Genomic DNA, 25,683 nt, shown 5'->3' with positions numbered 1-25,683 from the left:
ACGCGCTGATCAGCCGGCGACGCGACGCGTGCGTCGGCCATGCCCGGGTCGATCAGAAGATGTCGAACGCTTCCTCGGCCGGCACGTCGTCGATCTGCAGATCGATCTCCGACTCCATGCGCTCCAGGTCTTCGGCCTTGACGTACTCGATGATGCCGCCCTCGGCCGCCGTCGGCAGCAGGCGACCACCCGCGGTCACCGCGACGCGCACCATGCCTTCCGGCGGCTCGTTCGCGACTTCGGGCACGCCGTCGAGTGCGACGCGCATGAAGTCGATCCAGATCGGCAGGGCCGCGCGGCCACCGTACTCGCGGAAACCCAGCGAGCGGTTGTCGTCGCGGCCGACCCAGACGGACGTCACGAGGTTGCCGCCGAAGCCGGAGAACCAGGCGTCGCGATGATCGTTGGTAGAACCGGTCTTGCCGCCGACGTCCTCGCGTTCGAGCACGCGCGCTGCGGTGCCGGTGCCGCGACGCACGACATCGCGCATCATCGAGATCATCTGGTAGGCCACGCGCTCGTCGATCGCACGCGGCGCCATCACCGGGGCAGCGCCATCGGCGCGCGGCTCGGGCGGCTTCGGGGCTTCGACCGGTGCCTCGGTGATCTCGCGCTTCTCGGCGGCCGGGCCCAGATTGAATCCGTCGACCACATTCCCTGGCGTCGACGGCTGGCCCGGCGTACCGCCGGTGCCGCAGCCGCGGCAGGCACGCGCCGCGTTCTCCTTGAACACCAGCGTGCCTTCACGGTCACGCACTTCGTCGACGAACCAAGGCGTCACGCGGAAGCCGCCGTTGGAGAACACCGCGTAGCCGCGGGTCACATCCAGTGGCGTCAACGACGGCGTGCCCAGCGCAATGGACAGGTTCGGCGGCAGCTGCGATTCCTCGAAGCCGAAATGGCTGATATAGCGACGTGCGTAGTCGACGCCGATCGCATCGAGCAGGCGCACGGCCACGAGGTTGCGCGACTGCACCAGCGCCTCGCGCAGGCGCATCGGGCCGACGAACCTGCCGTCGGAGTTCTGCGGGCGCCAGTCCTGGCCGCGACGCATGCGGAACAGCACTGGGGCGTCGAGCACGATCGAGGCCGGGTTGAAGCCCTTCTCGAACGAGGCGGCGAAAATGAAAGGCTTGAAGCTCGAGCCCGGCTGGCGACGCGACTGCGTGGCGCGGTTGAAGTTGCTGCCGGCGAAGCTGAAACCGCCGATCAGTGCGCGCACCGCGCCATCGTCGGGCTCTATCGAGACCAGTGTCGCCTGTGCGCGCGGCAGCTGTTCGAGCTGCCAGGTGATGACCGGCGGCGGCAGAGCCTCGGGCGCGGTATCGGCAGGCGCCTTGGCCGGCGTTTCGATGCGACGCACGCGGGTCAGGTCGCCGCGCGTCAGCAGTGCGGCCGGGCTCTTGCCGGTCCAGCGGCTGGCAGCGGCATCGAGCGTCACGGTGCTGCCGTCGGATAACACGACATCGGCCGTGCCTTCGCCGCTACGCACGACGACCGCCGGCAACATGCCGCCCTGCGGCGCGATGCCGCGCAGACGGCGCGCGGTGGTCTCGGCGTCTTCGCCGGCTGCCAGTTCGAACGTGTCCGCCGGCTTCACCCAGCCGTGGCGACGGTCGTAGGTGGTCAGGCCGCTGCGCACGGCCAGCTCGGCGGCCGCCTGCATCGTCGGGTCGATCGTGGTGGTGACGTGGTAGCCGCGGGTCAGCACGTCGCCGCCATAGCGCGCAACCATCTCCAATCGCACCATTTCCGCCACGTACGGCGCGAAGACTTCGATCGGGCGCTCGTGCGGGCTCGCGTGCATGTCGACCGCGCGCGCAGCGGTGGCTTCCTGCGCGCTGATGAAGCCGAGTTCCTGCATGCGCGCGAGCACGTAGACGTCGCGACGCTCCTTCGCACGCTCGGGGTTGCTGAGCGGATTGCCGCTGGACGGGAATTTCGGGATCGCTGCCAGCGACGCCATCTCATCCAGATCGAGTTCGGCCAGCGATTTTCCGTAGTAGAACTCGGCGGCCGCCGCCACGCCGTAGGCGCGATTGCCGAAGAAGCTCTTGTTGAGATAGAGCTCGAAGATCTCGTCCTTGCTGAGGTTCTGCTCCATCTTCCGCGCGAGCAGCATCTCGGCGAACTTGCGCGTGAAGCTGTATTCCGAACTCAGAAAGAACTGGCGCGCGACCTGCTGGGTGATCGTCGAGCCGCCCGGCACGCGGCGGTCATTGGTCGTGGCCAGCAACCACAGTGCGCGCGCGACACCGCGGTAATCGATGCCGCCGTGTTCGTAGAAACGCGCGTCCTCGGTCGCGAGGAAGGCCTGCTTCAGGCGCTCGGGCACCTCTTCGATGTCCACCGGATACCGGCGCGTTTCGCCGAACAGCGCGATCAGCCGGCCGTCCCGTGCATAGACGTACATCGGCTCCTGCATTTCGATGTCGCGCAGTGCTTCGACATCGGGCAGCTTGGACGCGACCGCCGCGTAGAGGATGCCGCCGGTGATCGCGCCGAGGATGCCGAGCACCAGCACCAGGACCAGGGTCCAGCGCAGCAGACGGCGGAAGCGGGAGGGGCGGGGCTTGGGCGTCGACGAAGGGGCTGGGCTCATGGCGGCAAAGTATAGGGGAGGTGTCCAGGGGGCGCCGACGCGGCGATGTGGAACGGAGCTTGCATGACGCTCCCGCCGGCTGTGACCGCCGGTGGTTCAGCTTTCCGGAATCGAAGGCGCGTGTTGCCAATACCCGGAAAGTCCGCTATTTAATGCGCCGGGACACGATGCGTGGCTAAACGCTCGTGGCAAAGGGGATATTCCGTGGGGCTCATCACAAAAAGCCAGGTGCCGATCATCGGCGTCGATATCAGCTCGACTGCGGTCAAGCTGCTGCAGCTGTCGCGCCAGGGCAATCGCTACCGCGTGGAGCACTACGCGGTCGAACCGCTGCCGCCCAATGCGGTGGTCGAGAAGAACATCGTCGAGGTCGAGGCCGTGGGCGAGGCTATCCGCCGCGCGGTGTCGCGCTCGGGCACCAAGGCCAAGCACGCATCGGCCGCGGTCGCGGGTTCGGCGGTCATCACCAAGACCATCCCGATGCCGGCGGATCTCGACGAGGACGATCTCGAATCGCAGGTCGAGCTCGAGGCGGTCAACTACATTCCGTATCCGATCGAGGAAGTGAACCTCGACTTCGAGGTGCTCGGGCCGATGCCCGGCAACGCCGAAATGGTGCAGGTGCTGCTCGCGGCCTCGCGCTCGGAGAACGTCGAACTGCGCGCCTCCGCGCTGGAACTGGGCGGGTTGACCGCCAAGGTCATCGACGTCGAGGCCTTCGCGGTCGAGAACGCGTTCGCGATGATCGCCGGCACGCTGAGCATGCCGTCCGACGGCGTGGTCGCGCTGGTCGATGTCGGCGCGACGATGACCACGCTCAACGTGCTGCGCAACGGGCGCAGCCTGTACTCGCGCGAACAGGTGTTCGGCGGCAAGCAGCTCACCGACGAGGTGATGCGCCGCTACGGCCTCAGCTACGAGGAAGCCGGTCTGGCCAAGCGCCAGGGCGGTCTGCCCGAGAGCTACGAGGTCGAAGTGCTCGAGCCGTTCAAGGAAGCGATGGTCCAGCAGGTCAGCCGTCTGCTGCAGTTCTTCTACGCCGGCAGTGATTTCAATCGCGTCGACCAGGTGGTCCTGGCCGGTGGGTGCGCGTCGATCCCGGGCGTGGCCGACATGGTCGAAGAGCAGCTGGGCGTGCAGACCGTGCTCGCCAATCCGCTGGCGCAGATGACGCTCGGCCCGCGCGTGCAGGCGCATGCGCTGGCCCAGGATGCGCCCGCGCTGATGATCGCCTGCGGGCTGGCCCTGAGGAGCTTCGACTGATGTCCAGGATCAATCTCCTCCCGTGGCGCGCCGAACGGCGCAAGCAGCGGCAGAAGGAATTCGGTGTCATGGTCGGCATCGCTGCGGCGGCCGGCGTGGCGCTGTGGTTCCTCGTGAACATGTATTACAACGCGCAGATCGACGGCCAGAACGAGCGCAATGCGTTCCTGCAGCAGCAGATCGCCGCGGTCGACACACAGATCACCGAGATCGAAGCGCTCGAATCGCAGCGTGCACGCCTGTTGGCGCGCAAGGCCGTGATTGAGGAACTGCAGGGCAACCGCTCGCAGATGGTCCATCTGTTCGACCAGCTGGTGCGCACGATTCCTGATGGCGTGCTGCTGACCTCGCTCAAGCAGGAAGGCCAGACGCTGACCCTCGAAGGTCGCTCGCAATCGAACGCGCGCGTCAGTACCTACATGCGTTCGCTCGATGGCTCCGGCTGGATGACCGGCCCGCAGCTGTCGGTGATCGAAGCGCGTGACGGCGTGCCGGGCCTGCCGTATGCGTTCACCCTGAGCGTGCAGCTGTCCACGCCGGCCGCCAAGGAAGCTGCGGCAGCCGAGGGCACCGATCCGGCTGCGCCGGCCGGCGCCGTGCCCGAGGCCGCGCCCATCGCTGCACCCGCTGCAGAAGGAGCCGCGTCGTGAGCAAGAAGAAGATGTCGCTGCGCGAGCTGGACTTCAACAACACGGGTTCGTGGCCGCGCGAATACAAGATCGGCGCCTGCATCCTCGTGGGCCTGCTGATCTTCTTCCTGCTGTGGTACGTGATCACGCGGGAGAAGGGCGACGAGCTGACGAATCTTGAAGCGCAGGAATCCACGCTGCGCGCCGACTTCGAGACCAAGCAGGGCAAGGCCGCGAATCTCGAGCCGCTCAAGCAGCAGCTGGCCCAGATGGAGCAGCAGCTGCAGCAGATGCTGCGTCAGCTGCCGAGCAAGACGGAGATGCCGGATCTGATCGTCGACATCTCGCAGACCGCGATCGCGACCGGCATCCAGAACGACCTGTTCAAGCCGGGCGAGGAAATGCCGCGCGAGTTCTATGCCGAGCAGCCGATCGCGCTGCGCATGGTTGGCAGCTATCACCAGTTCGGTGCCTTTGTCAGCGGCGTCGCGTCGTTGCCGCGCGTGGTCATCATGACGATGCACGACATCTCGCTGAAGCCGCGTGGCGCTGGCACCGACGGCCTGGCGGGCATCGGACCGAATTCCAGCCTCGAGCTTTCGGGCACCGTGAAAACCTACCGATACCTCGACGAAGAAGAGACCGCCGCGCAGGCCCAGGCCGCGCAGGCGACGGAAGGGGCGCCGTGATGGCCGTCGGGACAAACAACATGATGCGCGGCATTGCGCTGCTTTCCCTGGCACTCGCAGCCTCGGGCTGCGGTCGCGGAGTCACCAGCGAGCCGGGCGAGGCGCCCAACCTCGAAGTCTGGGCCGAAGAGGTCAAGCAGCGTCCTGCACCGGCGCTCGAGCCGTTGCCGGTGATGCAGCAGTTCGAAACCTTCGAATATTCGGCGCAGGGGATCCGCGATCCCTTCAGCAATGCGTTTACGGACGATTCGGGCGGCAGTGGTCCGCGCCCGGATTCGGACCGGCGCAAGGAAATCACCGAGCAGTACCCGCTCGACAGCATGTCGATGGTGGGCACGATTGGAACCGGTGGACGCATCGTCGGTCTGGTGCTCGCGCCCGACAAGGTGACCTACCGCATTACCCCGGGCAATTACCTGGGTCAGAACGATGGCCGCGTCACTTCGGTCAATGAAAATCGCATCGAGCTCGTCGAGCTCGTGCCCGATGGCGCCGGCGGCTGGTTGGAACGTCCGGCTTCGCTCGCGCTGAACGAACAATGATGAGGGGAAGCAACATGACCGTGAGCAATGCGGGAAGCCTGCAGTCGGGCCGGATGAAATCGGTGCGTGCCGGCGCGCTCGGTCTTGCCATAGGATTGGTGGGGACGTTCAGCGGCGCCCATGCCGCGCAGGCGCCGACGCATGCGTCGATGCTGCCGCTGCTGCAGGCAACGACTGCTGCAGCGCAGCCCGCCGGGGCGGTTGCCGTGACGGATATCGACTTCCGTCGCGGCGACGGTGGCTCTGGGAAGCTGGTGCTTCGTTTCGATGGTGATGGCGCCGCGCCCGACCTGCGTACGCAGGGCGGCAACGTCGTCATCAACCTGGGCGGCGCGACTCTGCCGGCGTCGTTGCAGCGTCCGCTCAACGTGACTGACTTCGCCACGCCTGTGCAGCGCATCGATGCACGCCAGGGCGCAGACGGCACGCAGGTGGTGCTCACTGCGCGCGGAGAGTTCGAGCCGATGGCGTATCAGAGCGGTCGCGACTACATCGTCGAGATCATCCCGCGCACCGGCGCTGCCGCCAGCGACCGCGCCGTGGGTGCGGCGTCGACGGCCGCGACGATGGGCCAGGCGGCCTCGGCGACGGTGTCGGATGTCCGCGCCTACAGCGGCGCACCGGTGACGTTCAACTTCCAGGACGTGCCGGTGCGCACGGTGCTGCAGCTGATTGCCGACGAATCCAACCTCAACATCGTCGCCAGCGACAGCGTGACCGGCAGCGTGACCCTGCGGCTGCAGAACGTACCCTGGGATCAGGCGCTGGACATCGTCCTGCAGGCCAAGTCCCTCGACAAGCGTCGCAGCGGAAACGTGGTCTGGGTCGCGCCGCAGAGCGAGATCGCCGCGTTCGAACAGGCCAAGGAAGACGCGCGTCTGGCGATCGAAGAGCGTGCGGAGATGACCACCGAGTACATTCCGATCAGCTATGGCAATGCGGAGGATATTGCGAAATTGCTGACCGAAGAGAGCAAGAGTGGTTCGGGCGGTGGTGGTGCTGCAGGTGGCGCGTCGCAACAGAGAGGATTCCTGTCTTCGCGCGGCAGTCTGAGCTTCGATCGTCGTACCAATACGTTGCTGGTGATCGATATCCCGAACCGTGTCGGCGAGATCAAGCGTCTGGTCAATATGCTCGACAAGCCGGTCGATCAGGTCATCATCGAGGCGCGGATTGTGATTGCGAATGAATCGTTTGCCCGTGATCTGGGGGCGCGATTTGGTGTCAGCAGTGTGGTGGACAGGCCTGTGGATGGGCGAGTCGATTTCGGCGGCGCTTTTGGCGAGAACGGTCCCGGTGGATTCAACGTCAATCTGCCTGCGGGAGTGGGCGGTGCCCCCGCGCTCGGATTTACGATCCTTGGCAATGCGATCAACTGGAATGTCGAGTTGTCAGCATTGCAGCAGGACGGGCGAGGGGAGGTGATTTCGAATCCCCGCGTCGTCACCAGTAACCAGCGTGAAGCCGTGATCAGCCAGGGCCAGGAAGTCGGCTATATCACGGTAACGGGTGGGCAGAGCAACAGCGTTCCGACAGTGGAATTCAAGGATGTCCTGCTGGAGCTGAAGGTCACACCGACCATCACCAATGACGGCCGCGTCTTTCTTGCAATGGATATCAAGAAGGACGAGATCGAAAGATTTGTGGAATACGACGGAATCGGGTCGGTTCCGTTGATCGCCAAGCGCACGGTGACGACCGCGGTTCTTATTGACGACGGGCAAACCGTCGCAATTGGCGGTGTCTACGAGTTCACCGATCGCAGTCAGGTGTCCAAAGTACCGTTCCTTGCGGACATTCCGGTACTTGGCAACCTGTTCAAGAGTCGGAATCGTGAGAAGGGTAAAGCCGAACTGTTGATCTTCGTGACCCCCAAGGTCATGCGAGTGGCACAGCGTCCGGTCAACTGATCGGCGCGATCAGCCAGACGTTCAGCAACGGGGCCTTCGGGCCCCGTTCGCGTTTCCGGATCAATGGTTTGGCTGGCGTTGTGAACTGAAGGCGCGGGTTCCGGTCAAACTGGGCCTCTGCGCGATGGGCGCCGGTGATCGAGGATGGCGATGGATCTGGTGGACGGAACTGCGGGCGGGCTGCATGCGCGGTTCGTGGCGCTGCGCGATGCGCTGTCGGAAGAGATCATCGGGCAGTCGGCGCTGGTCGAGCGGTTGCTCGTGGCGCTGTTGGCGGATGGGCATCTGCTGGTCGAAGGCGCGCCGGGATTGGCGAAGACGATGGCGGTGCGGGCATTGGCGGCGCGGCTGGATGCGGATTTCGCGCGTGTGCAGTTCACACCGGATCTGCTGCCCGCGGACCTGACCGGTACCGAGATCTGGCGGCCGCAGGACGGGCGGTTCGAGTTCCAGGCCGGACCGATCTTCCATCCGCTGCTGCTCGCCGACGAGATCAACCGGGCGCCGGCCAAGGTGCAGTCCGCGCTGCTGGAGGCGATGGGCGAGCGGCAGGTGACAGTGGGCCGGCAGACGTATCGCTTGCCGGACCTGTTCCTGGTCATGGCGACCCAGAATCCGATCGAGCAGGAGGGCACGTTCCCGCTGCCGGAAGCGCAGCTGGACCGGTTCCTGATGCATGTGCGCGTGGGCTATCCGGAGGCGGGCGCAGAAGCGCGCATCCTGCAGCTTGTGCGCGAGCGTGCGCTGGCCCAGCTCGACGACGCGTCGGCACCCGTCGAGCGCATACCGCTGGCGCAGTTGTTCCAGGCGCGGCGCGCGGTGCTGGAGATGCATATGGCGCCTGCGGTGGAGCGCTATCTCGTCGAGCTCGTACTGGCGTCGCGCGATGCCGGCCGCTACGACGCGGCGCTGGCCGCACGCATCGCCTGGGGCGCCAGCCCACGCGGTTCGATCGCCCTGGAGCGATGTGCACGCGCGACTGCGTGGCTCGCCGGACGCGACTTCGTCACGCCCGACGACGTGCGCGCCGTGGCGCCCGATGTGCTGCGCCACCGCGTACTGCCGAGCTACGAGGCCACGGCCGAGGGCTGGGACGGCGAGCGTCTGGTGCAGGCGCTGATCGAGCGGGTGCCGCTGCCGTGAATCCGGGTGAGGCGGACGTTGCGCCGGGCGTGCGTCCATCGCTGGCGGAACTGGTCGGACTGCGTCCGCTCGCGCGGCAGCGTGGCCCTGCACGGCGTGCCCGCGCCGGTGTGCGTGCGCTGGCGCCATCGCCGCAGCGCGGGCAGGGTATGGAATACGCGGAGTCGCGCGACTACGTGGCCGGCGACGATGCGCGGCACATCGACTGGCGCGTGACCGCGCGCACCGGACGTCCGCACACCAAAACCTTCCAGCGCGAACGCGAACGGCTGACATTGATCGTCGCCGACACCGCAGCCGCGCTCTATTTCGGTACGCGTGTCCGCTTCAAGTCGACACAGGCCGCACGCGCCGGCGCAATCGCGGCCTGGGCGGCGGCCGCGGACGGTGACCGCATTGCCGCGTTGCGCGGTTCGGTCATCGAGGCGCCCGTGCCGCCCGCCGGTGGCACGCGCGGTGCGCTGCGCGTACTGCATGCGTTGACCCGCTGGTATGCGGCGCCGCCGGAAGGCGACGCAGGACTGGGCGTGGCGATGGATCATGCGCGGCGCCTGTTGCGCCCCGGCTCGCGTCTGCTGGTGCTGGCGGATGCCGGCAGCGTCGCCGCGGTGCCGGCGCGTGACTGGGCGGCGGTCGGCGCGCACTGCGATGCACTGGTACTGCTGCTCGACGATCCGCTCGAGCGCGGGCCGCCGCGCGGTCGCCTTAGATTCGCGAGTGAGGATGGGCGGGTCGATCTCGATCTGTCGGGCGAGCCGCAACGCGCACGCTGGCGCGAGGCCTTCGATGCGCCGCGCGAGGCGGCGATCGCGCATCTCCGACGCGCCGGCATCGGCGTCGAGTCCTTGTCCAGCGATGCGCCGAGCGACGCCTGGCTGTCCGCATTCGCCCGTGGCCGGATGGGCTGATGGCGACGATGCCTGACCTGGTGTTGCGCGACATCCATCAGCCGTCCGCGCCGTCGTGGTGGCCACCGGCGGTCGGTTGGTGGTGGTTGGCGGCCGCGCTGCTGGTGCTGGTCTGCGCTGTAGTGGGCTGGCGTCTGTTCCGCGCATGGCGGCGGCGGCGCTGGCAGCAGCTGTTCGATGCGGAGGTCGCGGCTGCGCCGGACGCGGCTGGGCGGATCGCCGCGATGTCGTCGCTGCTGCGCCGCGCGGCGCGTCGGCATCGACCCGATGCCGATCGCCTGCATGGCGACGAATGGCTGTCGTTTCTCGACACCGGTGTACCGGGCGCGCCGTTCACGACCGGCGACGGCATCGCGTTACGGGACGGCGCATTCCGGCGTGATGCCGAAACTTTGGACACCACCGCACTGCACGCACTCGCACGCGCGCGTTTCATTGCGTTGATGCTGGGCCGCCGCCGATGACCGGTGAGCTGCCTGCATGGCTGCCGGCGCTGCGCGAAATGTTCGCGTGGCCCTGGTGGCTGCTCGCGATTCCGCTGCCCTGGCTCGCGCGTCGTTTCCTGCCTGCGTCGCAGAGCCGCGGCGGTGCGCTGCGCGTGCCCTATCGCGGGCTTGATGCATTGGCGACCTCCGGCAGCGCAGCCGGTGCTTCGAAGACGCCTTGGCTGTTGTGGGCGGCGTGGTGCCTGCTGTGTATCGCTGCCGCACGCCCGCTGCAGTGGGGCGAGGCAGAACAACCGCCGCGCAGCGCGCGCGATCTGATGCTCGCCGTCGATCTGTCGGGCAGCATGAGCGAAGAGGACATGTTCGTCGGGCGACGGCCCGTGGACCGGCTCACTGCAGCGAAGGCGGTCATCGCTGATTTTCTTGAGCGTCGCGCTGGCGATCGCATCGGTCTGATCGTGTTCGGCCAACGCGCCTACGCGATGACGCCGATGACGCTGGACCGCGAGAGTGTGCGCCAGCAGCTCGACGCGACCATGGTCGGTCTGGTCGGGCGCGAGACCGCGATCGGCGATGCGGTCGGCCTTGCGGTCAAGCGGCTGCAGGATGCGCCGCGCGGCCAGCGGCTGCTGATCCTGCTGACCGATGGTGTCAGCAATGCCGGCGCACTGACACCCGACAAGGCCGCCGAACTGGCGCGCGATGAAGGTGTCCGCGTGCACACGATCGCATTCGGCAGCGACGCTGGCGCGGGCGGTCTGTTCGGCTTCCAGATGCCCGGCAGCGAACCGGCAATCGACGAGGCCGCGCTGCAACGTATCGCCGACACCACTGGCGGTCGTGCATTCCGTGCGCGCGATACCGATGAGCTCGCCGGCATCTACGGCGAGATCGATCGTCTCGAACCTGTCGAGCAGCCCGGCCCCGCATTACGCCCGCGTATTGAACGTTATCCGTTGCCGCTCGGCGCGGCGTGTGGATTGCTGATGCTCGCGCTGCTGCCGCAGTTGCGCCTGCGTCGCGAGGCGGCCGCATGAACCTGCCGTTCGATGCAGTGCAGTTCGCGCGTCCGGCCTGGCTGTGGGCGCTGCTGGCGTTGCCGCTGCTGGCCTGGATCTGGTGGCGACGTCGACGCAGCGCGGAGGCCTGGCGCGAGGCGGTGGATCCGCATCTGCTCGCGCATCTGCTCGAAGCGCGTCCGGATCGGCGCGGTCTATTCGGGCTCGTTGCGTGGCTGCTCGCCGGCTTGCTCGCGGTGCTGGCACTGGCCGGGCCGGGATGGCGCGAAGTCGCGGTACCGCTCGACACGCAGGGTATGTCGCCGCTAGTCGTCGCGCTCGATCTGTCGACTGCGAGTACCGCAAGCGATCTGCCGCCCTCGCGGCTGTTGCAGGCGCGCGCGAAGCTCGCGCAGTTGCTGGCCGAACGTGGCGCGGGCCAGGTCGCGCTGGTCGCGTATGCCGACGATGCTTTCACCGTCGCGCCGCTGACCGACGATGCGCGCAACGTGGCGCTGTATCTCGATGCGTTGTCGCCCGGAATCATGCCCGTCGATGGTCAGCGCGCCGATCGTGCGATCGCGCATGCGACGCGTCTGCTGCGACAGGGACAGGCGTTGCGCGGCGACATCCTGCTGGTGACCGGCAATGCCGACACGGCGGCCGTCGCGGAAGCGGGCTTCGCCGCGCGCATGGGCTATCGGGTCTCGGTGCTCGGACTCGGCACCGCGGCCGGCGCGGCCTATCGCGATGCCGATGGCGCGCTCGCGCATGCGCGGCTCGAGACGGTCGCGTTGCGCGCGCTGGCGGTGGCTGGCGAAGGCCGCTATCACGCGTTGTCGATCGACGACGGCGATCTGCGCGCGCTCGGCGTACTGACGCCGGAGATGACCGCAGGCGGGGCGTCGGCACGCAGCGATACGAGCGTGCGCCGCGTGCTCGATGAAGGTTACTGGCTGGTGCTGCCGTTGCTCGCGCTGGTGTTGCTGGCCTTCCGCCGCGGCTCGGGCTTCGCCTGTGTGGCGGTACTCGCGTTGTTGCCGGCCCTGCTGCCGATGCCCGCACTGGCGCAGGCGCCGGCCGCGACGCCCTGGCAGCGCGCCGATCAGGTAGCAGACGCCCGGATGCGCGCAGGCACGTCGGCCTATCGCGGCGAACGCTACGACGAGGCCCTGAAGACGTGGACCGGATTGCCGGGCGCCGATGCCGCGTACAACCGTGGCAATGCGCTGGCGCGGCTGGGTCGTTTCGATGATGCGATTGCGGCCTATGACGAGGCGCTGTCGCAGCAGCCGGGCATGGCCGATGCGCAGGCGAACCGCGCCGCCGTCGAGGCCGCGCGCAGCCGCAAGCCGCCACCGGGACAGGGGCAGGATCCGCGCGCGCCGCAGAAACCGCGCGACGACGGTGACAGCCAATCCAAGCCTGGCGAAGCCGGCGATCCTTCGAACAGCCAGCCTGGCGATGCGCAGGGGCAGGGCGATCAGCGTCCCCCGCCCGACGCCCTGGAACCGCAGGCATCCGACACGCCGCCGCCGGCGGATGCACAGGCGCAGCGCGACGCGGATGCGCAGCAGCGCGAACAGATGCAGCGCGCACTCGAAGGCCAAGCGGACCCGTCCGATGAAGACGCAGCCGACGCCGGCGCAACGGGTGCCGAAACCGGCGACGAACGTGAGCAGGCGAATGCCGCGTGGCTGCGGCGCGTGCCCGACGATCCGGGCGGATTGCTGCGAGCCAAGTTCCGGCTCGAACACGAACGTCGCGCAACGGGAGGCGACCGATGAAGGCTGTGCGTTCGAAGGGCGCGCGATCCGCGGCGTGGATGGTCGCGATGCTGTTGCTGTGCTGCCTCGTCGGGGTTGCGCAGGCGCAGACGCGCGCGTGGCTCGACCGCGACCGCATCGCGTTCGGCGAGACGACCACGCTCAACGTCGAAACCGACGGCGCAGGCGACACGCCCGACTGGGCGCCGCTCGCGCGCGATTTCGATGTCAGCGGCCACACCAGCCGCCGTGAGGTCGAGATCACCGGCGGCCGGCGCGTGACGCGCTCGCTGTTCGGCGTCGCGCTGCGGCCGCGCCGGGAAGGCGTGCTCACGGTGCCGGCCCTGCAGGTCGGCGGCGCACGCACCGCGCCGCTGTCGCTGAGCGTCGCCCCCGCTGCGGTCACGGCTGCGCGTGATGGCGCGCCGGCCTTCATCGAAGCCGACATCGACGTGCAGTCGCCGTACGTGCAGCAGTCGGTGGGCTACGTGCTGCGGCTGTATTACGCGACGCCGTTGGTGTCGGGCAGCCTCGACCAGCCCTCGCCCGAGGGCGCGTCGATGCAGCGCATCGGCAGCGACGTGCAGTACAGCCGCGACATCGACGGCCGCCGCTACAGCGTCGTCGAACGCCGCTACCAGATCGTGCCCGAGCGCAGCGGCACGCTGTCGATTCCCGGCGCGCGCTTCGAAGGGCGCGGCGCAGGCGGCGGCATGTTCGACGACGTGTTCAATCGCGGGCCGCGCGAGCTGTCGGCGAACGGACCGCCCAGCGTGCTCGACGTGCGCGCGATGCCCGCGAACGCGCCGCAGCCGTGGCTGCCGCTGTATGGCGTGCAGGCGCGCTGGCTGGAGGCGCCGACTGAAGGTCGCGCCGGCGAGGCCAGCACCTTCGTGCTGGAGGCGGTGTTCGATGGCGCGGTCGGCACGCAACTGCCGGAGATCCCATTGCCGCCGTTGCAGGGCGCGCAGGTGTTCGCCGAACCGCCGCAGTACGACGAAAGTTTCGAGGACGGCCGGCCGCGGGTGCGGCTGACGCGGCGCTACTCGGTGGTGCCGCGTGCCGAGGGCAGCCTGCAAGTGCCCGGCCCGCGGATCGCCTGGTGGGATGTGCGCGCCGGCGCGGCGCGGACCAGCGGTCCGCCTGCGGTGTCGCTGGCGGTCGCGGCCGGTGAAGTGCTGCCCGGTGCGGCGCCACAGGCTGAAGTCGACGCGGTAGCATCGACAAGCATGTCGACAGCGTCCGATGCGGGTGGTTCGAAGCTTTGGCCCGCACTTGCGGCCCTGCTCGCCGCGCTATGGCTGGCGACCGCGTGGGTGGCGTGGCGCTTGTACCGCCAGCAGCCGATCGGCCTGGTGCGCGCAGGCGTCGCGTCGTCGGCGCATGGCGACGCGCCAGTTCCCCTGCAATCGTCCGGCTCGGCGGGCCAGGCCCAGCGCCGCCTGATGCATGTGCTGCAAACGGGCGAGCCGGCGGATGTCGAAGCCGCCTTGCGCGCGTTGTCCGACCCGCCCGCGGCGGATCTCGATACGCTCGCGGCACGTCTCGATGCGGCCGCCCAGCGCGAGGCTGTCGGCCTCTGGCAGCGGGCGCGTTGGACCGGGGGCGACCTGCCTGGCGCGCGTCAGGCGCTGCGCGCGGAGTTCCGCAGCGGCGCGTCGTGGCGCGATGCGCCTGCGCGTGCGCCGCGCGGCCCGGACCTGCCGCCGCTGTACCCGCGCCGTTGAGCCCCGCTTCCTGCTAGCCTCCGCGCTTTCCCGCGGTCTCCACGCCATGGCCGATTCCAACGCTCCCGTACGTTCCCGCATGCCGCTCCACTGGAAGATCGCGATCGGCTTCGCGGCCGGTCTCGTCCTCGGCCTGATCGCGCACTACACCGGCCTGACCTCCTGGACGCTGGCCGATCCCGCATCGGCCGCCTGCACCGGCGCGGAGCCGTCGTGGCAGTGCCGACCGTTGATCGAGAGCTTCGTCGGCTGGGTCACCGAGCCGCTCGGCACGCTGTTTCTCAGCCTGATCTTCATGCTGATCGTGCCGCTGCTGTTCTCGGCGCTGGTGATCGGCGTGTCGGAAATGGGCGATGTCGCGGCGCTCGGCCGGATCGGCTGGCGCACGCTCGCGTGGACCGTCGTGCTGTCGGGTATCGCGGTGGTGGTGGGACTGGTGATGGTGAACCTGTTCCGCCCCGGCGACGGTGTGGATCCCGCGCTCGCGCAGCAGCTGCTGGCCGAAGGCGCGCAGCGCATCGCGGCGATTGTGCGCGACAGCAAGGAAGGCGCGACCGGCATGGACATGCTGATGTCGATCGTGCCGCAGAACGTGGTGGGCGCCGCATCGGACAACGCCAACATCCTGTCGCTGATGTTCTTCGCGCTGATGTTCGGCATCGGCCTGGTGCTGACGAAGTCCGAGGCTACCGCGACGCTCAAGCGCGGCATCGAAGGTCTGTTCGAAGTGTCGATGACGCTGATCGGCCTGGTGATCCGCCTCGCGCCGATAGCGGTGTTCTGCTTCATGTTCAATCTGGCCGTGCTGTTCGGCTGGGATCTGCTGTTGCGTCTGGGCGCCTATGTGCTGGTCGTAGTCGGCGCGCTGGCGCTGCACATGCTGGTGACGTATTCGCTGGCGCTGAAGTTCGTCGGTGGCTGGTCGCCGCTGGCGTTCTTCCGCGGCGTGCAGGAAGCGATGCTGATGGCGTTCTCTACCGCGTCGAGCAACGCTACGCTGCCGACCGCGCTGCGCATCGCCGACGAGAACCTCAAGCTGCCGCGCAAGGTGTCGCGCTTCGTGCTGACCGTCGGCGCGACCGCCAACCAGAACGGCACCGCGCTGTTCGAGGGCGTCACGGTGATCTTCCTGGCCCAGTTCTTCGGCGTGGACCTGTCGATCTGGCAGCAGGTGCTGGTGATGCTGGTCTGCATCCTCGGCGGCATCGGCACGGCCGGTGTGCCCTCGGGTTCGCTGCCGGTGGTGGCGCTGATCTGCACGATGGTCGGCGTGCCGGCCGAGGGCATCGGCCTGGTGCTGGGCGTCAACCACTTCCTCGACATGTGCCGGACCACGGTCAACGTGACCGGCGATCTCGGCATCGCGGCGCTGGTCTCGCGTGGCGAGGACGACGCGCCCGAGCCGTTGAAGACGGCCTGACGACCGGCTGCTCGCGGACATGAAAACGCCCGGCGATGCCGGGCGTTTACGTGAAGCGGAACGCGAGATTTACTGCAACAGCGAGCGCAGCATCCAGGCGTTCTTCTCGTGGGTCTGCAGACGCTGGATCAGCAGATCCTCGGTCGGATCGTCGTCGGCGTCGTCGGCCACATCCAGCGCCTTGCGCGCGCTGCGGCACACGGCCTCGTTGCCGACGACCAGCTGGCGCACCATCTCGCGCCAGTCCGGCGCCTTCTCCAGGCCCGGCTCTTCCTTGATCGACGACAGCTGGATGAACTCGCCATACGAACCCGGCGCGTTGTAGCCCAGCGCGCGGATGCGCTCGGCGATCTCGTCCAGCGCATTCCATTGTTCGGTGTACTGGCCCTCGAACATCACGTGCAGAGCGTTGAACATCGGCCCGGTGACGTTCCAGTGGAAGTTGTGGGTCTTGAGATACAGCGTGTAGGCATCGGCGAGGAACACCGACAGATGCTGGGCGACCGCCTTGCGATCGGCGTCGCTGATCCCGATATCGATGGCCGGCGCCTTCGACTGTGCGTCCGGCGATGCAACGGCCGGCGCAACCGGTGTCTTGGAGGATTTGGACTTGCTCGGCTTGGTCTTGGCCATGACAGGACTCCGGTGATGAGGGGATTGCGCCCACAATATGGGCGCATCCGTTGTGGATTTGTGACTTGAGGGCGGGTTCGAGCGTGACGCAGCATTCCAGCGACAAGGCGGTGAACGGCGCGTTGAAAGACGCGCAAACCGCGATCGAAACCGCGTCGACGCGCGACCGTGGTCGGCTGCTCGGGCTGCTCGGTCGCTGGCGGCGCGCACCTGGCGATGCGTCGGCGCGCGAGGCGTTCGAGACGCGCTTGCAGGCCTCCATCCGGCAGCGCGAGACGCGCGCCGCGCAACTGCCGCGTGCCGAAGTCGATCCGGTGTTGCCGATCGCCGGCAAGGCCGAGGAGATCGTCGCGCTGATCCGTGCGCACCAGGTCGTCGTCGTCGCCGGCGAGACCGGTTCGGGCAAGACCACGCAGTTGCCCAAGCTGTGCCTGGCCGCCGGCCGCGGCGCCGCTGGCCTGATCGGCTGCACCCAACCGCGCCGCATCGCCGCGCGCACGGTGGCGAAGCGGGTGGCCGAAGAACTGCAGGTGCCGAGCGGCGGCCTGGTCGGCTACCAGGTCCGCTTCAACGACAACGTCAGCGATGCGACCGCGATCAAGTTCATGACCGACGGCATCCTGCTCGCGGAGATCGGCTCCGATCGTTGGCTGTCGGCCTACGACACGATCATCATCGACGAGGCGCACGAGCGCAGCCTCAACATCGATTTCCTGCTGGGCTATCTGAAGCAGCTGCTGGGCCGGCGCCCGGATCTCAAGCTGATCGTGACCTCGGCGACGATCGACACCGCGCGCTTCGCCGAACACTTCGACGGCGCGCCCGTGGTCGATGTCGAAGGCCGCGGCTTTCCGGTCGACGTGCGCTACCGGCCGCTGGAAGGCGAGGGCGATGACGCCGGCGAACGCAGCGTGCTCGACGGCATCGTGTCGGTGTGCGACGAAATCATGCAGATCCGCGGGACCGGCGACACGCTGATCTTCCTGCCCGGTGAGCGCGAAATCCGCGATGCGCATCAGGCGCTCGAGCGCCGCAAGTACCGCCACACCGAAGTGCTGCCGCTGTATGCGCGGCTGTCGGCCAAGGACCAGGATCGCGTGTTCAATCCCGGGCCGCAGCGGCGCATCGTGCTGGCAACAAATGTGGCCGAGACCTCGCTGACGGTGCCGCGCATCCATTACGTGGTCGATCCGGGTCTTGCCCGCGTCAAGCGCTACAGCCCACGGCAGAAGCTCGACCGTCTGCACATCGAGCCGGTCAGCCAGGCCAGCGCCGACCAGCGCAAGGGCCGTTGCGGTCGCATCGCGCCGGGCACGTGTTTCCGCGTGTTCTCGGAAGCCGATTTCGCATCGCGCCCCGCGTATACCGATCCCGAAATCCGGCGCGCATCGCTGTCGGGCGTGATCCTGCGGATGCTCTCCTTGGGCCTGGGCGATATCGAATCCTTCCCGTTCGTCGAACCGCCGGATCCGCGCGCGGTCGCCGACGGCTGGCAGCAGCTGGCCGAACTGGGCGCGATCGATGGTGCGCGCACGCTCACCGCGACCGGCCGTACGATGGCGAAGCTGCCGGTCGACGCCAAGCTCGCGCGCATGCTCGTCGCCGCGCGTGCGCATGGCTGTCTCGATGCGATGCTCGCGATCACCTCGTTCCTCGGCATCCAGGATCCGCGCGAGCGGCCGTCCGACCAGCGCGGCGCAGCCGATGCGGCGCACGCGCAGTTCGCCGATCCGAGGTCCGAATTCGTCGGCATCGTGAAACTGTGGGACGGCTACCGGGAGGCGCATGCCGATCTCACCCAGTCGCAGCTGCGCAAATGGTGCGACCGCAACTTCCTCGGCTTCCTGCGCATGCGCGAGTGGCGCGAGCTGCATCGCCAGCTGCGGCTGCAATGCGAGGAGCTCGGCTGGTCGATCGAGGCGCGTGCCGGCGCAGTCGTAGATGCGGATCCGCGCATGGCGGCTAAGGCGGAAGCAGCGGCATTCATCGCGCTGCATCGCGCGCTGATCGCAGGCCTGCCGACCCAGGTCGGCCATCGCGCCGATCCCGGTGGCGGCGGGCGCGTGTCCGGCCAGTACGAAGGCCCGCGCGGCCGACGCTTCCAGCTGTTTCCCGGTTCGCCGCTGTCGAAGAAGCCGCCGCCGTGGGTGCTGTCGGCGACCTTGCTGGACACCGAGAAGGTCTGGTCGCTGACCAACGCGGCGATCGAGCCGGACTGGGTCATCAGTGAACTCGATCATCTGCTGGCGCGGCGCCACCACGATCCGCGCTGGTCGCGTTCGCAAGGGCGCGTGGTCGGCAGCGAACAGATCAGCCTGTTCGGTCTGGTGCTCGCACCGAAGAAGCCGGTCGATTACGGGCGGTTGTATCCGGACGAATCGCGCGCGCTGTTCCTGCGCGACGGACTGGTCACCGGCGAGATCAACACACGCGCGACGTTCGTCGAGCGCAACCTGCGCACGCTCGAACGCGCGCGCGAAGAGGAAGCCAAGCAGCGCCGCTCGGGACTCGTCGTCGACGAAGACTGGATGGCGCAGTGGTACGCGCAGCGCCTGCCCGCCGATGTGCTGTCGGCGCAGGCGCTGGATGCGTGGTGGCGCAAGGCGCCCGAGGCGGCGAAGCAGGCATTGGCCTGGAGCCGCGACGATCTGCTGGTCGCCGATGGCGTGGATGCCGATCTGTTCCCGGCCTTCATCGCGCTTGGTGAGGCGCGGCTCGCCGTGTCGTACCGCTTCGAGCCGGGCGCGGTCGATGACGGCATGACCGTTTCGGTGCCGCTGCATCTGCTCAACGCGATCGATCCGGTGCGGTTGTCGTGGCTGGCGCCCGGCTTCGTCGAGGACAAGGCCGCGGCCTTGATCCGAAGCCTGCCGAAGGTACTACGCCGCAATTTCGTGCCGGCACCGGATTTCGCGCGTGCATTCGCGCAGGCCTGGCGAGACGGCGATGCCGATGCGTTCACCGGCACCATGGCGCGGTTCCTCAAGAAGCTCGCCGGCGTCGACATCGCCGCATCGGATTTCGACGAGGTGGCCCTGGAGCCACACCTGCGCGCGAACCTGCGTCTGGTCGACACGGGCCGCGACCGCAAAGGCACCACGGTGCTCGCCGAATCGCGCGATCTCGACGACCTGCGGCACCGCTTCGGCGAGCGCGCGGCACGGGCCTTCGCCGCGCACGCCGCCGATGGCCTGCAGCAAGGCGGGCTGACGACGTTTCCGGAGACACCGGTCCCAGTGTCGATTCCTGGCGCCGGCGGCCTGCCGGCGTATCCCGCATTGCAGGACGACGGTGACAGCGCGTCACTTGCGGTCCACGCTGACGCGACGCATGCGCGGCGCCTGCATCCGCAGGGCGTGCGGCGCCTGCTGACGATCGCACTGGCGGATCGCGTGCGGCATGCGCGCAAGCAACTGCCGGTCGCGCCGAAGACGGCGTTGCTCTATGCCGCGATCGAATCCGCGGCGCCGCGCGACGGCAAGCCCGGTGACCGCTTGCGCGAGGATCTCGTCGACGGCGCGCTCGCCGCGCTGCTCGCCGAGGGGCTCGACACGATCCGCGATGCCGATGCCTTCGCCGCGCATCGCGACGCGGTCGGCAAGGCGCTGTTCGGTGAAGCGATGGCGCGCCTGCGACAGGCGGAGGCGATTCTCGATCGCGTTGCCGAAGTCCGCGCGAAGCTCGAATCGAAGCTGATGGGCTGGGCGCGTGCGAACCTCGACGACATGCAGGCCCAGCTGCACGCGCTGGTGCCGCCGGGATTCCTGCGCACGGTGCCGGCGACGGCGCTGTCGGAATACGCGCGCTGGCTGCATGCGTTGTCATTGCGCGCCGAACGGGCGCAACGCGATCCGCAACGCGACCAGCAGCGCATGCTCGACGTCAAACCCTTCGTCGACGCGCTTGCCGAAGCCGCCGCGCGCGGCCGCAGCGACGCGCCCGACTGGCAGGCGCTGCGCTGGGATATCGAGGAGTTGCGGGTGTCACTGTTCGCCCAGGAACTGGGCGCGAAGGGCGGCGTGTCGCCGAAGAAACTGGCGACGCGGGTGGCGGCGCTTAATTGATGCGTTCGACGCGGACGCGCAGGTTGTAACCGGCGACGCGCATCCACCAGCCGCCCATACGGGCAGGCTCGATCTGGACGGCCGGCCCTTCGGCACGCACGCCTTCCATCGATGTCTCGCCGACCTGCTTCCAGACCTGGCCGTTGGCGAGCGTGTACTCGCGCCCGCGCCTGAAACCTTCGAATCGGCCGGTCAGTGTGCTGCTCACCGGCTCGGGTGCCGATTCCGGTGGCGTACGCAGCTGTGCCGCTTCGCGGCGTCCTTCGGCACGCGCTTCCGCAAGCTGTGCTTCGGCAGGTGCCTGCGCGGCCGTCGTCTGGGTGGCCATCCATTGCTCGAGTGCGCGCAGTTCGGCCGGATCGAGCTTGTGCAGGCCCGACGTGCGGAATTGCGTGTTCCCCATACGCGTTTCCAGCGTGGAAGTCTGCGCCCAGGCGGCGCTGGCGCCTGCAAGCGACAGGGCGAGGATCAGAAAGGAAGTTGCGCGCATCGTATGGATCCTAAAAGAAGCGTCGGTTGGTTGCTCAGCGAACCCGCTCGACCTTGGCCTGGGCGTTGTAACCATCGACCTGCAACCACCAGGCACTCAGCAGGCCAGGACGAACCCGGACGCCGATGTTCTGGCCACGCGCACCGGCGATCGACGCGTTGTCGGTCTGCTTCCAGACCTGGCCGTTCGCCAGCGTGTACTCGCGACCGCGCGCGAAGCCCGCAAACGCGCCGGGGATGGTGCTCTCGACCGGCTCGCGTGACTCGGCCGGGCGCACGCCTTGGTCCGACGCCACGGCCGCTTCACGGCGACCTTCTTCGCGGGCCTGTGCGATGCGCGCTTCGACATCCGGGGAGGCAACAGGCGCGGCCTGCGACGTGCCACGCGCCAGCAGTTCGTTGAGGCGTGCGAGCTCGGCGTCGCTGAGCTTCTCCAGACCCGCCGCACGGAACTCGGCATCCGTCAGGCGATCCTCGATCCGCGTCTGCTGCGCGAATGCGGGCACGGCTGCGGCAAGCGCCGCCGCGATCAAGACACTGTGGACTGCACGCATGCTCTGTTCCTCTGGTCGGGGCGCCGCTAGTGTAGACCGTCCTGCCCGCATCGAGCGGCCGATGCCCGAGCCTCCGGACAACCTGCGCGACCGCCTGCTGGCGCTGCCGACGATGGCCGCGTCCGGCCCATCGCTGCGCGCTTTGCTGGCGTCGCTGCCGGACGATATGGAGATCGTGGCGGGCGATGCGGCCGTGCTGCTGGATACCGTCGGTTCGCTGGGTCTGCTCGGCGCCGACGTCGAAGTCGTCGCGACCGCGCTCGCCGATGCGGTGCCCGCGTGGCGGCCTCTGCTGGTGGCGCGACTGCCGGCGATCGTCCCGCTGATCGAAGGTCTGGCCGCCGCGCACCAGGTCTGGTCGCTGCATGCCGAGCACGCGAGCGAAGGCAATCCCGAAGGCCTGCGGCGTCTGCTGCTGGCGCTGATCCGCGACCTGCGTCTGGTGCTGGTGCTGCTGGCGCGGCAACTGGCCCTGATGCGCGCGGCCGCACGCAGCGAGGATGATGACGCGCGCCGTGCGCTGGCGTCCCTGACCCGCGACATCCATGCGCCGCTGGCGAACCGGCTCGGCATCTGGCAGCTGAAGTGGGAACTCGAGGATCTCGCGTTCCGCTATCTCGAGCCTGACACCTATCGCCGTATCGCCGGCCTGCTCGACGACAAGCGCACCGGTCGCGAGCGCCACATCGAAGCGGTTCGCGTGCAGCTCGGCGAGGCGCTGGCCGCGCAGGGCGTGCGTGGCGAGGTGGCAGGCCGGCCCAAGCACATCTTCAGCATCTGGAAGAAGATGCAGCGCAAGCAGGTGCCGATCGGCGAGCTCTACGATCTGCGCGCGGTGCGTGTGCTGGTCGACGACATTCCCGCCTGCTATGCCGCGCTCGGCGTGGTGCATGCGCTGTGGACGCCGATCCCCAGCGAGTTCGACGATTACATCGCCCGGCCCAAGCACAACGACTACCGCTCGCTGCATACCGCCGTGGTCGGACCGGACGGCAAGACGCTGGAAGTGCAGATCCGCACCCGCGAGATGCACGAGGCGTCCGAACTGGGCGTCGCCGCGCACTGGCGCTACAAGGAGAGCGGCGGTTCGCAGCGCTCGTCATCGGCCGGCGATGCCGCGCTGGAGCGTCGGATCGAATGGATGCGACGCCTGCTCGATGCGCACACGGAACCGGCGGGCGAGGGCGATCCGTCGCTCGCAGGCGCTCTCGGTACCGAACTGGTCGAGGACCGCGTCTTCGTGCTGACGCCCAAGGGCGAAATCGTCGACCTGCCGCAGGGCGCGACGCCGCTGGATTTCGCCTATCACGTGCACACGATGGTCGGGCACCGCTGTCGCGGCGCGAAGGTCGACGGCCGTATCGTGCCGCTGGACTATGTGCTGCACAGCGGCGAGCGGGTCGAAATCCTGACCGCGAAGACGCCGTCGCCGCGTCGCGACTGGCTGGTGGTGTCCAACGGCTTCCTGGCCAGTGCGCGCTCGCGCGAGAAAGTCCGCAACTGGTTCCACAAGCTCGACCGTGCGCGCAATCTGCAAGCCGGTCGCGAGCTGCTGGACAAAGATCTGCGACGCCTCGGCCTGCTGCAGGCGGATCTCGTGCCGGTGCTGTCGCGCTTCAATGTCGCCACCGTCGACGATCTGCACGTGCTGGTCGCGCTCGGCGATGTCGGCCCGAACCAGGTCGGGCGTGCGCTGCTTGAACTGGAGCGCGAACGCGAGGCGCCGACCGAAGCGGCCGCACCGACCTTGCCGCTGCGGCAACCGCGCCGCCTGCCCAAGACCGCCGATTCCGAGTTCCATGTGGTCGGCGTCGATAATCTGCTGGTGCAGGTCGCGCGCTGTTGCCGGCCGGTGCCGGGCGAGCCGATCGCTGGCTATCTGACCCGCGCGCGCGGCGTGACCGTGCACCGCCGTGATTGCCCGTCGTTCCTGCGGTTGTCGGCGCACGAGCCGCAGCGCGTACTGCCGGTGGAGTGGGGGCGTGCGAGTGGCGGCCATGCATCTGACATCGTCGTCGAGGCCGTCGACCGCCGGCATCTGCTCAAGGATCTGAGCAATGCGATCGCGCAGGAGGACGTGCACGTGCTGTCGATCCAGAGCGAGTCCCTCGGGTTGTCGCGCGTGCGCCTGCAACTGCGCGTGCGGGTCGCGGACTACGGCCAACTCGCCCGTCTGCTCGGCAAGCTCGACGGCATGCCCGGCGTGGACGCTGCGCGCCGGTGACGCGTCCGTTCATTGGCGGCTTTCATACTGCGCCGCGTGCGACGCGAATCCGACATGCCTGACCATTCCGCACCGCCACCGCGTGAGCGCTTGGCGCGCGCGTCGTCGCGAGCGCGATCCACCGCGGCCGATGCACTGCAGCGTCGGCGCGGCTGGTGGATCGCGGCCGGTGTGCTCGCGGTCGTGGTGGTGCTGGTGGTGCTGGTGCGCCTGTTTCTGGTCGACCGGCTCTGGCCGGAAACCCGCGCGCAGGCCTTGCTCGACGAGGCAGCAGTCGCGACCGCGGCGGGACGCCTGAGTACGCCCGATGGCGACGGCGCCCGACAGCTCTACGAAGCAGCGCTCGCACTGGATCCCGACGATGTCCGTCCCCGCGCCGGGCTGGCCGAGGTCGCGCGCGCGGCGGTGGTGCAGGCGGCGACCGCGGTCGAGGCAGGTCGCTTCGACGAGGCGCATATCGCGCTGCGACTCGCCAATGAACTCTCGGCGCCTCGCGAGCATGTCGATGCGGTGACGGCCGCGCTGCGTCAACGGGAAGCGTCGGGTGCCGGGCTCGATCGCCTGGTCGCCGAGGCGCAGGCTGCGCAGGCGGCCGGCATGCTTGACGCGGGCGAGCACAGCGCGTTGCCGTTGTATCGACGCGTGCTGGCACTACAGCCCGACAATGCCGACGCCCTGCGCGGTCGCGAAGATGCACTGGCCTCGCTGCTGGAGGACGCGCGGCGTCGTCTGCGCGAAGGCGGTCTGCGCGAAGCGGCCGACTTGATCGCACGCGTGCGCGAATACGATGCCGGCCACGTCGATCTGCCCGACACCGACGCGCGACTGACCGAAGAACTCGATGCGCTGCGCCGCCGCGCCGCGCGCAGTCTGGAGGCCGGCCATGTCGAACGCGCGGTCGCCGAGTGGCGCACGCTGCTCGCGTTCGATCCAGCTGACGCACGCGCGCAACGTGGCCTGCACGATGCCGGCGCTGCCTACGCAGCTCGCGCGGAACGCTTCGCGCGCGACTTCAATTTCGCCGATGCCGACGCGCAGCTGCGCGAAGCGCGTGCGCTGGCGGCCGACAGCGATGCCGTGCGCACGGCCGGCGAACACGTCGAGCGCTCGCGCGCACGCCACGCGCGCCTCGGGCCGCAACTGCCGCCCGCCCAACGCCGCCAGCGTGTGGACACTCTGCTGCGGCAGGCCGCTGCCGCCGAAGCGCGCGGTGATCTGCTGACGCCGCCCGGCGACAGTGCCTACGACAAGATCCGCGCCGCGCGCCTGGTGGCGCCCGACGATGCGGCGGTCGCACGCGCCTCGTCGCGCCTGCTGCCGTCGGCCCGGCAATGTTTCGATGCAGGCTTACGCGCAAACAGCCTGGCGCGCGCGCGCGCCTGCCTCGATGCCCGCGAAGTGCTCGGCGACGAAGGCAACGCCGTGCGCGAAGCACGCCGGCGGCTGGCGCAGCGCTGGCTCGCGATCGGCGATGAGCGTCTCGGCGCGGGCAATCTGGTCGGCGCGGAGGCTGCGCTGGCATCGGCGCGCGATGTCGACGCCGGCGTGCCGGGCCATTCGGAATTCGCGCGGCGGCTCAGGACCGCTTCGATGAAGCCGGATTGACTTGGAAAGCGCTGGTTTCAGGGGTTTGCAGAAGATGGGCAGATCGTGCCCTCATCTCTCTGCCCGGTAAC

19 protein-coding genes are annotated in these 25,683 nt (G+C 68.6%); 15 read left to right on the top strand and 4 right to left on the bottom strand.

The window, feature by feature from the left end:
• Positions 1-52: 52 nt before the first annotated feature.
• Positions 53-2,602: a penicillin-binding protein 1A gene (locus LU699_RS04470; RefSeq protein WP_232134341.1), complete on the bottom strand. Its 2,550-nt coding sequence runs from the start codon at positions 2,600-2,602 to the stop codon at positions 53-55.
• Positions 2,603-2,806: 204 nt separating this feature from the next.
• On the opposite strand from LU699_RS04470, the gene LU699_RS04465 reads away from it, so the two are divergent.
• The 12 genes from LU699_RS04465 (at position 2,807) to LU699_RS04410 (ending at position 16,043) form a co-directional block, all read left to right on the top strand.
• Positions 2,807-3,865: a pilus assembly protein PilM gene (locus LU699_RS04465; RefSeq protein WP_232134342.1), complete on the top strand. Its 1,059-nt coding sequence runs from the start codon at positions 2,807-2,809 to the stop codon at positions 3,863-3,865.
• Complete coding sequence (locus LU699_RS04460) at positions 3,865-4,515, top strand: PilN domain-containing protein (protein ID WP_232134343.1); 651 nt, start codon at positions 3,865-3,867, stop codon at positions 4,513-4,515. Before LU699_RS04465 ends, LU699_RS04460 begins: the two co-directional genes overlap by 1 nt.
• A complete protein-coding gene (locus tag LU699_RS04455) occupies positions 4,512-5,183 on the top strand; it encodes a type IV pilus inner membrane component PilO (protein WP_232134344.1) in 672 nt (223 codons plus the stop codon). Before LU699_RS04460 ends, LU699_RS04455 begins: the two co-directional genes overlap by 4 nt.
• A gap of 20 nt (positions 5,184-5,203) precedes the next feature.
• Positions 5,204-5,725, top strand: coding sequence for a pilus assembly protein PilP (locus tag LU699_RS04450; protein WP_232134767.1), 522 nt, complete (start codon positions 5,204-5,206; stop codon positions 5,723-5,725).
• A 14-nt stretch (positions 5,726-5,739) separates the two neighbouring features.
• A complete protein-coding gene (locus tag LU699_RS04445; RefSeq protein WP_232134345.1) occupies positions 5,740-7,635 on the top strand; it encodes a type IV pilus secretin PilQ in 1,896 nt (631 codons plus the stop codon).
• A 144-nt stretch (positions 7,636-7,779) separates the two neighbouring features.
• On the top strand, positions 7,780-8,778 hold the full coding sequence (locus tag LU699_RS04440; protein ID WP_232134346.1) for an AAA family ATPase: 999 nt from the start codon (positions 7,780-7,782) through the stop codon (positions 8,776-8,778).
• Positions 8,775-9,686: a DUF58 domain-containing protein gene (locus LU699_RS04435; protein WP_232134347.1), complete on the top strand. Its 912-nt coding sequence runs from the start codon at positions 8,775-8,777 to the stop codon at positions 9,684-9,686. Before LU699_RS04440 ends, LU699_RS04435 begins: the two co-directional genes overlap by 4 nt.
• Positions 9,686-10,150 carry a DUF4381 domain-containing protein gene (locus tag LU699_RS04430; protein WP_232134348.1) on the top strand — a complete coding sequence of 155 codons (465 nt, stop codon included), beginning with the start codon at positions 9,686-9,688 and terminating at the stop codon, positions 10,148-10,150. The genes LU699_RS04435 and LU699_RS04430 overlap by 1 nt, the downstream gene beginning before the upstream one ends.
• The gene (locus LU699_RS04425; protein ID WP_232134349.1) at positions 10,147-11,169 is read left to right on the top strand and encodes a vWA domain-containing protein; all 1,023 of its coding nucleotides are present in this window, start codon (positions 10,147-10,149) and stop codon (positions 11,167-11,169) included. The genes LU699_RS04430 and LU699_RS04425 overlap by 4 nt, the downstream gene beginning before the upstream one ends.
• Positions 11,166-12,917: a tetratricopeptide repeat protein gene (locus tag LU699_RS04420; RefSeq protein WP_232134350.1), complete on the top strand. Its 1,752-nt coding sequence runs from the start codon at positions 11,166-11,168 to the stop codon at positions 12,915-12,917. The genes LU699_RS04425 and LU699_RS04420 overlap by 4 nt, the downstream gene beginning before the upstream one ends.
• Positions 12,914-14,623 (top strand): BatD family protein, encoded by a 1,710-nt coding sequence (locus tag LU699_RS04415; protein ID WP_232147972.1) that lies wholly within the window; start codon positions 12,914-12,916, stop codon positions 14,621-14,623. Before LU699_RS04420 ends, LU699_RS04415 begins: the two co-directional genes overlap by 4 nt.
• Positions 14,624-14,669: 46 nt before the next feature.
• A complete protein-coding gene (locus LU699_RS04410) occupies positions 14,670-16,043 on the top strand; it encodes a dicarboxylate/amino acid:cation symporter (RefSeq protein ID WP_232580495.1) in 1,374 nt (457 codons plus the stop codon).
• Between the two features lie 69 nt (positions 16,044-16,112).
• Here LU699_RS04410 and LU699_RS04405 read toward each other — a convergent pair whose 3' ends face one another.
• A complete protein-coding gene (locus LU699_RS04405) occupies positions 16,113-16,676 on the bottom strand; it encodes a Dps family protein (RefSeq protein ID WP_232134353.1) in 564 nt (187 codons plus the stop codon).
• Between the two features lie 83 nt (positions 16,677-16,759).
• On the opposite strand from LU699_RS04405, the gene hrpA reads away from it, so the two are divergent.
• Positions 16,760-20,740, top strand: a complete 3,981-nt coding sequence (gene hrpA / locus LU699_RS04400; protein ID WP_232147973.1) for an ATP-dependent RNA helicase HrpA — start codon at positions 16,760-16,762, stop codon at positions 20,738-20,740.
• Here the strand turns inward: hrpA and LU699_RS04395 are convergent.
• Both LU699_RS04395 and LU699_RS04390 read right to left on the bottom strand, forming a co-directional pair.
• The gene (locus tag LU699_RS04395; RefSeq protein ID WP_232134354.1) at positions 20,733-21,230 is read right to left on the bottom strand and encodes a hypothetical protein; all 498 of its coding nucleotides are present in this window, start codon (positions 21,228-21,230) and stop codon (positions 20,733-20,735) included. The genes hrpA and LU699_RS04395 overlap by 8 nt on opposite strands.
• 34 nt (positions 21,231-21,264) lie before the next feature.
• Positions 21,265-21,783 (bottom strand): hypothetical protein, encoded by a 519-nt coding sequence (locus LU699_RS04390; RefSeq protein WP_232134355.1) that lies wholly within the window; start codon positions 21,781-21,783, stop codon positions 21,265-21,267.
• Positions 21,784-21,844: 61 nt separating this feature from the next.
• Here LU699_RS04390 and LU699_RS04385 point away from each other — a divergent pair, with 61 nt between their 5' ends.
• Together LU699_RS04385 and LU699_RS04380 are read left to right on the top strand one after the other, a co-directional pair.
• Positions 21,845-24,007, top strand: coding sequence for a RelA/SpoT family protein (locus tag LU699_RS04385; protein WP_232134356.1), 2,163 nt, complete (start codon positions 21,845-21,847; stop codon positions 24,005-24,007).
• Positions 24,008-24,061: 54 nt separating this feature from the next.
• A complete protein-coding gene (locus LU699_RS04380) occupies positions 24,062-25,612 on the top strand; it encodes a hypothetical protein (protein ID WP_232134357.1) in 1,551 nt (516 codons plus the stop codon).
• Positions 25,613-25,683: the final 71 nt, after the last annotated feature.

Origin of the sequence: Luteimonas fraxinea, assembly GCF_021233355.1 — a bacterium.
GTDB lineage: Bacteria > Pseudomonadota > Gammaproteobacteria > Xanthomonadales > Xanthomonadaceae > Luteimonas > Luteimonas fraxinea.
This window is presented reverse-complemented; position numbering and strand designations above follow the sequence as displayed.

Coding starts and splice junctions, on each gene's coding strand:
- LU699_RS04405 (WP_232134353.1), bottom strand. CDS start 16,676: ATGGCCAAGACCAAGCCGAGCAAGTCCAAATCCTCCAAGACACCGGTT.
- LU699_RS04410 (WP_232580495.1), top strand. CDS start 14,670: ATGGCCGATTCCAACGCTCCCGTACGTTCCCGCATGCCGCTCCACTGG.
- LU699_RS04450 (WP_232134767.1), top strand. CDS start 5,204: ATGATGCGCGGCATTGCGCTGCTTTCCCTGGCACTCGCAGCCTCGGGC.
- LU699_RS04395 (WP_232134354.1), bottom strand. CDS start 21,230: ATGCGCGCAACTTCCTTTCTGATCCTCGCCCTGTCGCTTGCAGGCGCC.
- LU699_RS04460 (WP_232134343.1), top strand. CDS start 3,865: ATGTCCAGGATCAATCTCCTCCCGTGGCGCGCCGAACGGCGCAAGCAG.
- LU699_RS04425 (WP_232134349.1), top strand. CDS start 10,147: ATGACCGGTGAGCTGCCTGCATGGCTGCCGGCGCTGCGCGAAATGTTC.
- LU699_RS04420 (WP_232134350.1), top strand. CDS start 11,166: ATGAACCTGCCGTTCGATGCAGTGCAGTTCGCGCGTCCGGCCTGGCTG.
- LU699_RS04445 (WP_232134345.1), top strand. CDS start 5,740: ATGACCGTGAGCAATGCGGGAAGCCTGCAGTCGGGCCGGATGAAATCG.
- LU699_RS04385 (WP_232134356.1), top strand. CDS start 21,845: ATGCCCGAGCCTCCGGACAACCTGCGCGACCGCCTGCTGGCGCTGCCG.
- LU699_RS04430 (WP_232134348.1), top strand. CDS start 9,686: ATGGCGACGATGCCTGACCTGGTGTTGCGCGACATCCATCAGCCGTCC.
- LU699_RS04390 (WP_232134355.1), bottom strand. CDS start 21,783: ATGCGTGCAGTCCACAGTGTCTTGATCGCGGCGGCGCTTGCCGCAGCC.
- LU699_RS04470 (WP_232134341.1), bottom strand. CDS start 2,602: ATGAGCCCAGCCCCTTCGTCGACGCCCAAGCCCCGCCCCTCCCGCTTC.
- LU699_RS04440 (WP_232134346.1), top strand. CDS start 7,780: ATGGCGATGGATCTGGTGGACGGAACTGCGGGCGGGCTGCATGCGCGG.
- LU699_RS04415 (WP_232147972.1), top strand. CDS start 12,914: ATGAAGGCTGTGCGTTCGAAGGGCGCGCGATCCGCGGCGTGGATGGTC.
- LU699_RS04380 (WP_232134357.1), top strand. CDS start 24,062: ATGCCTGACCATTCCGCACCGCCACCGCGTGAGCGCTTGGCGCGCGCG.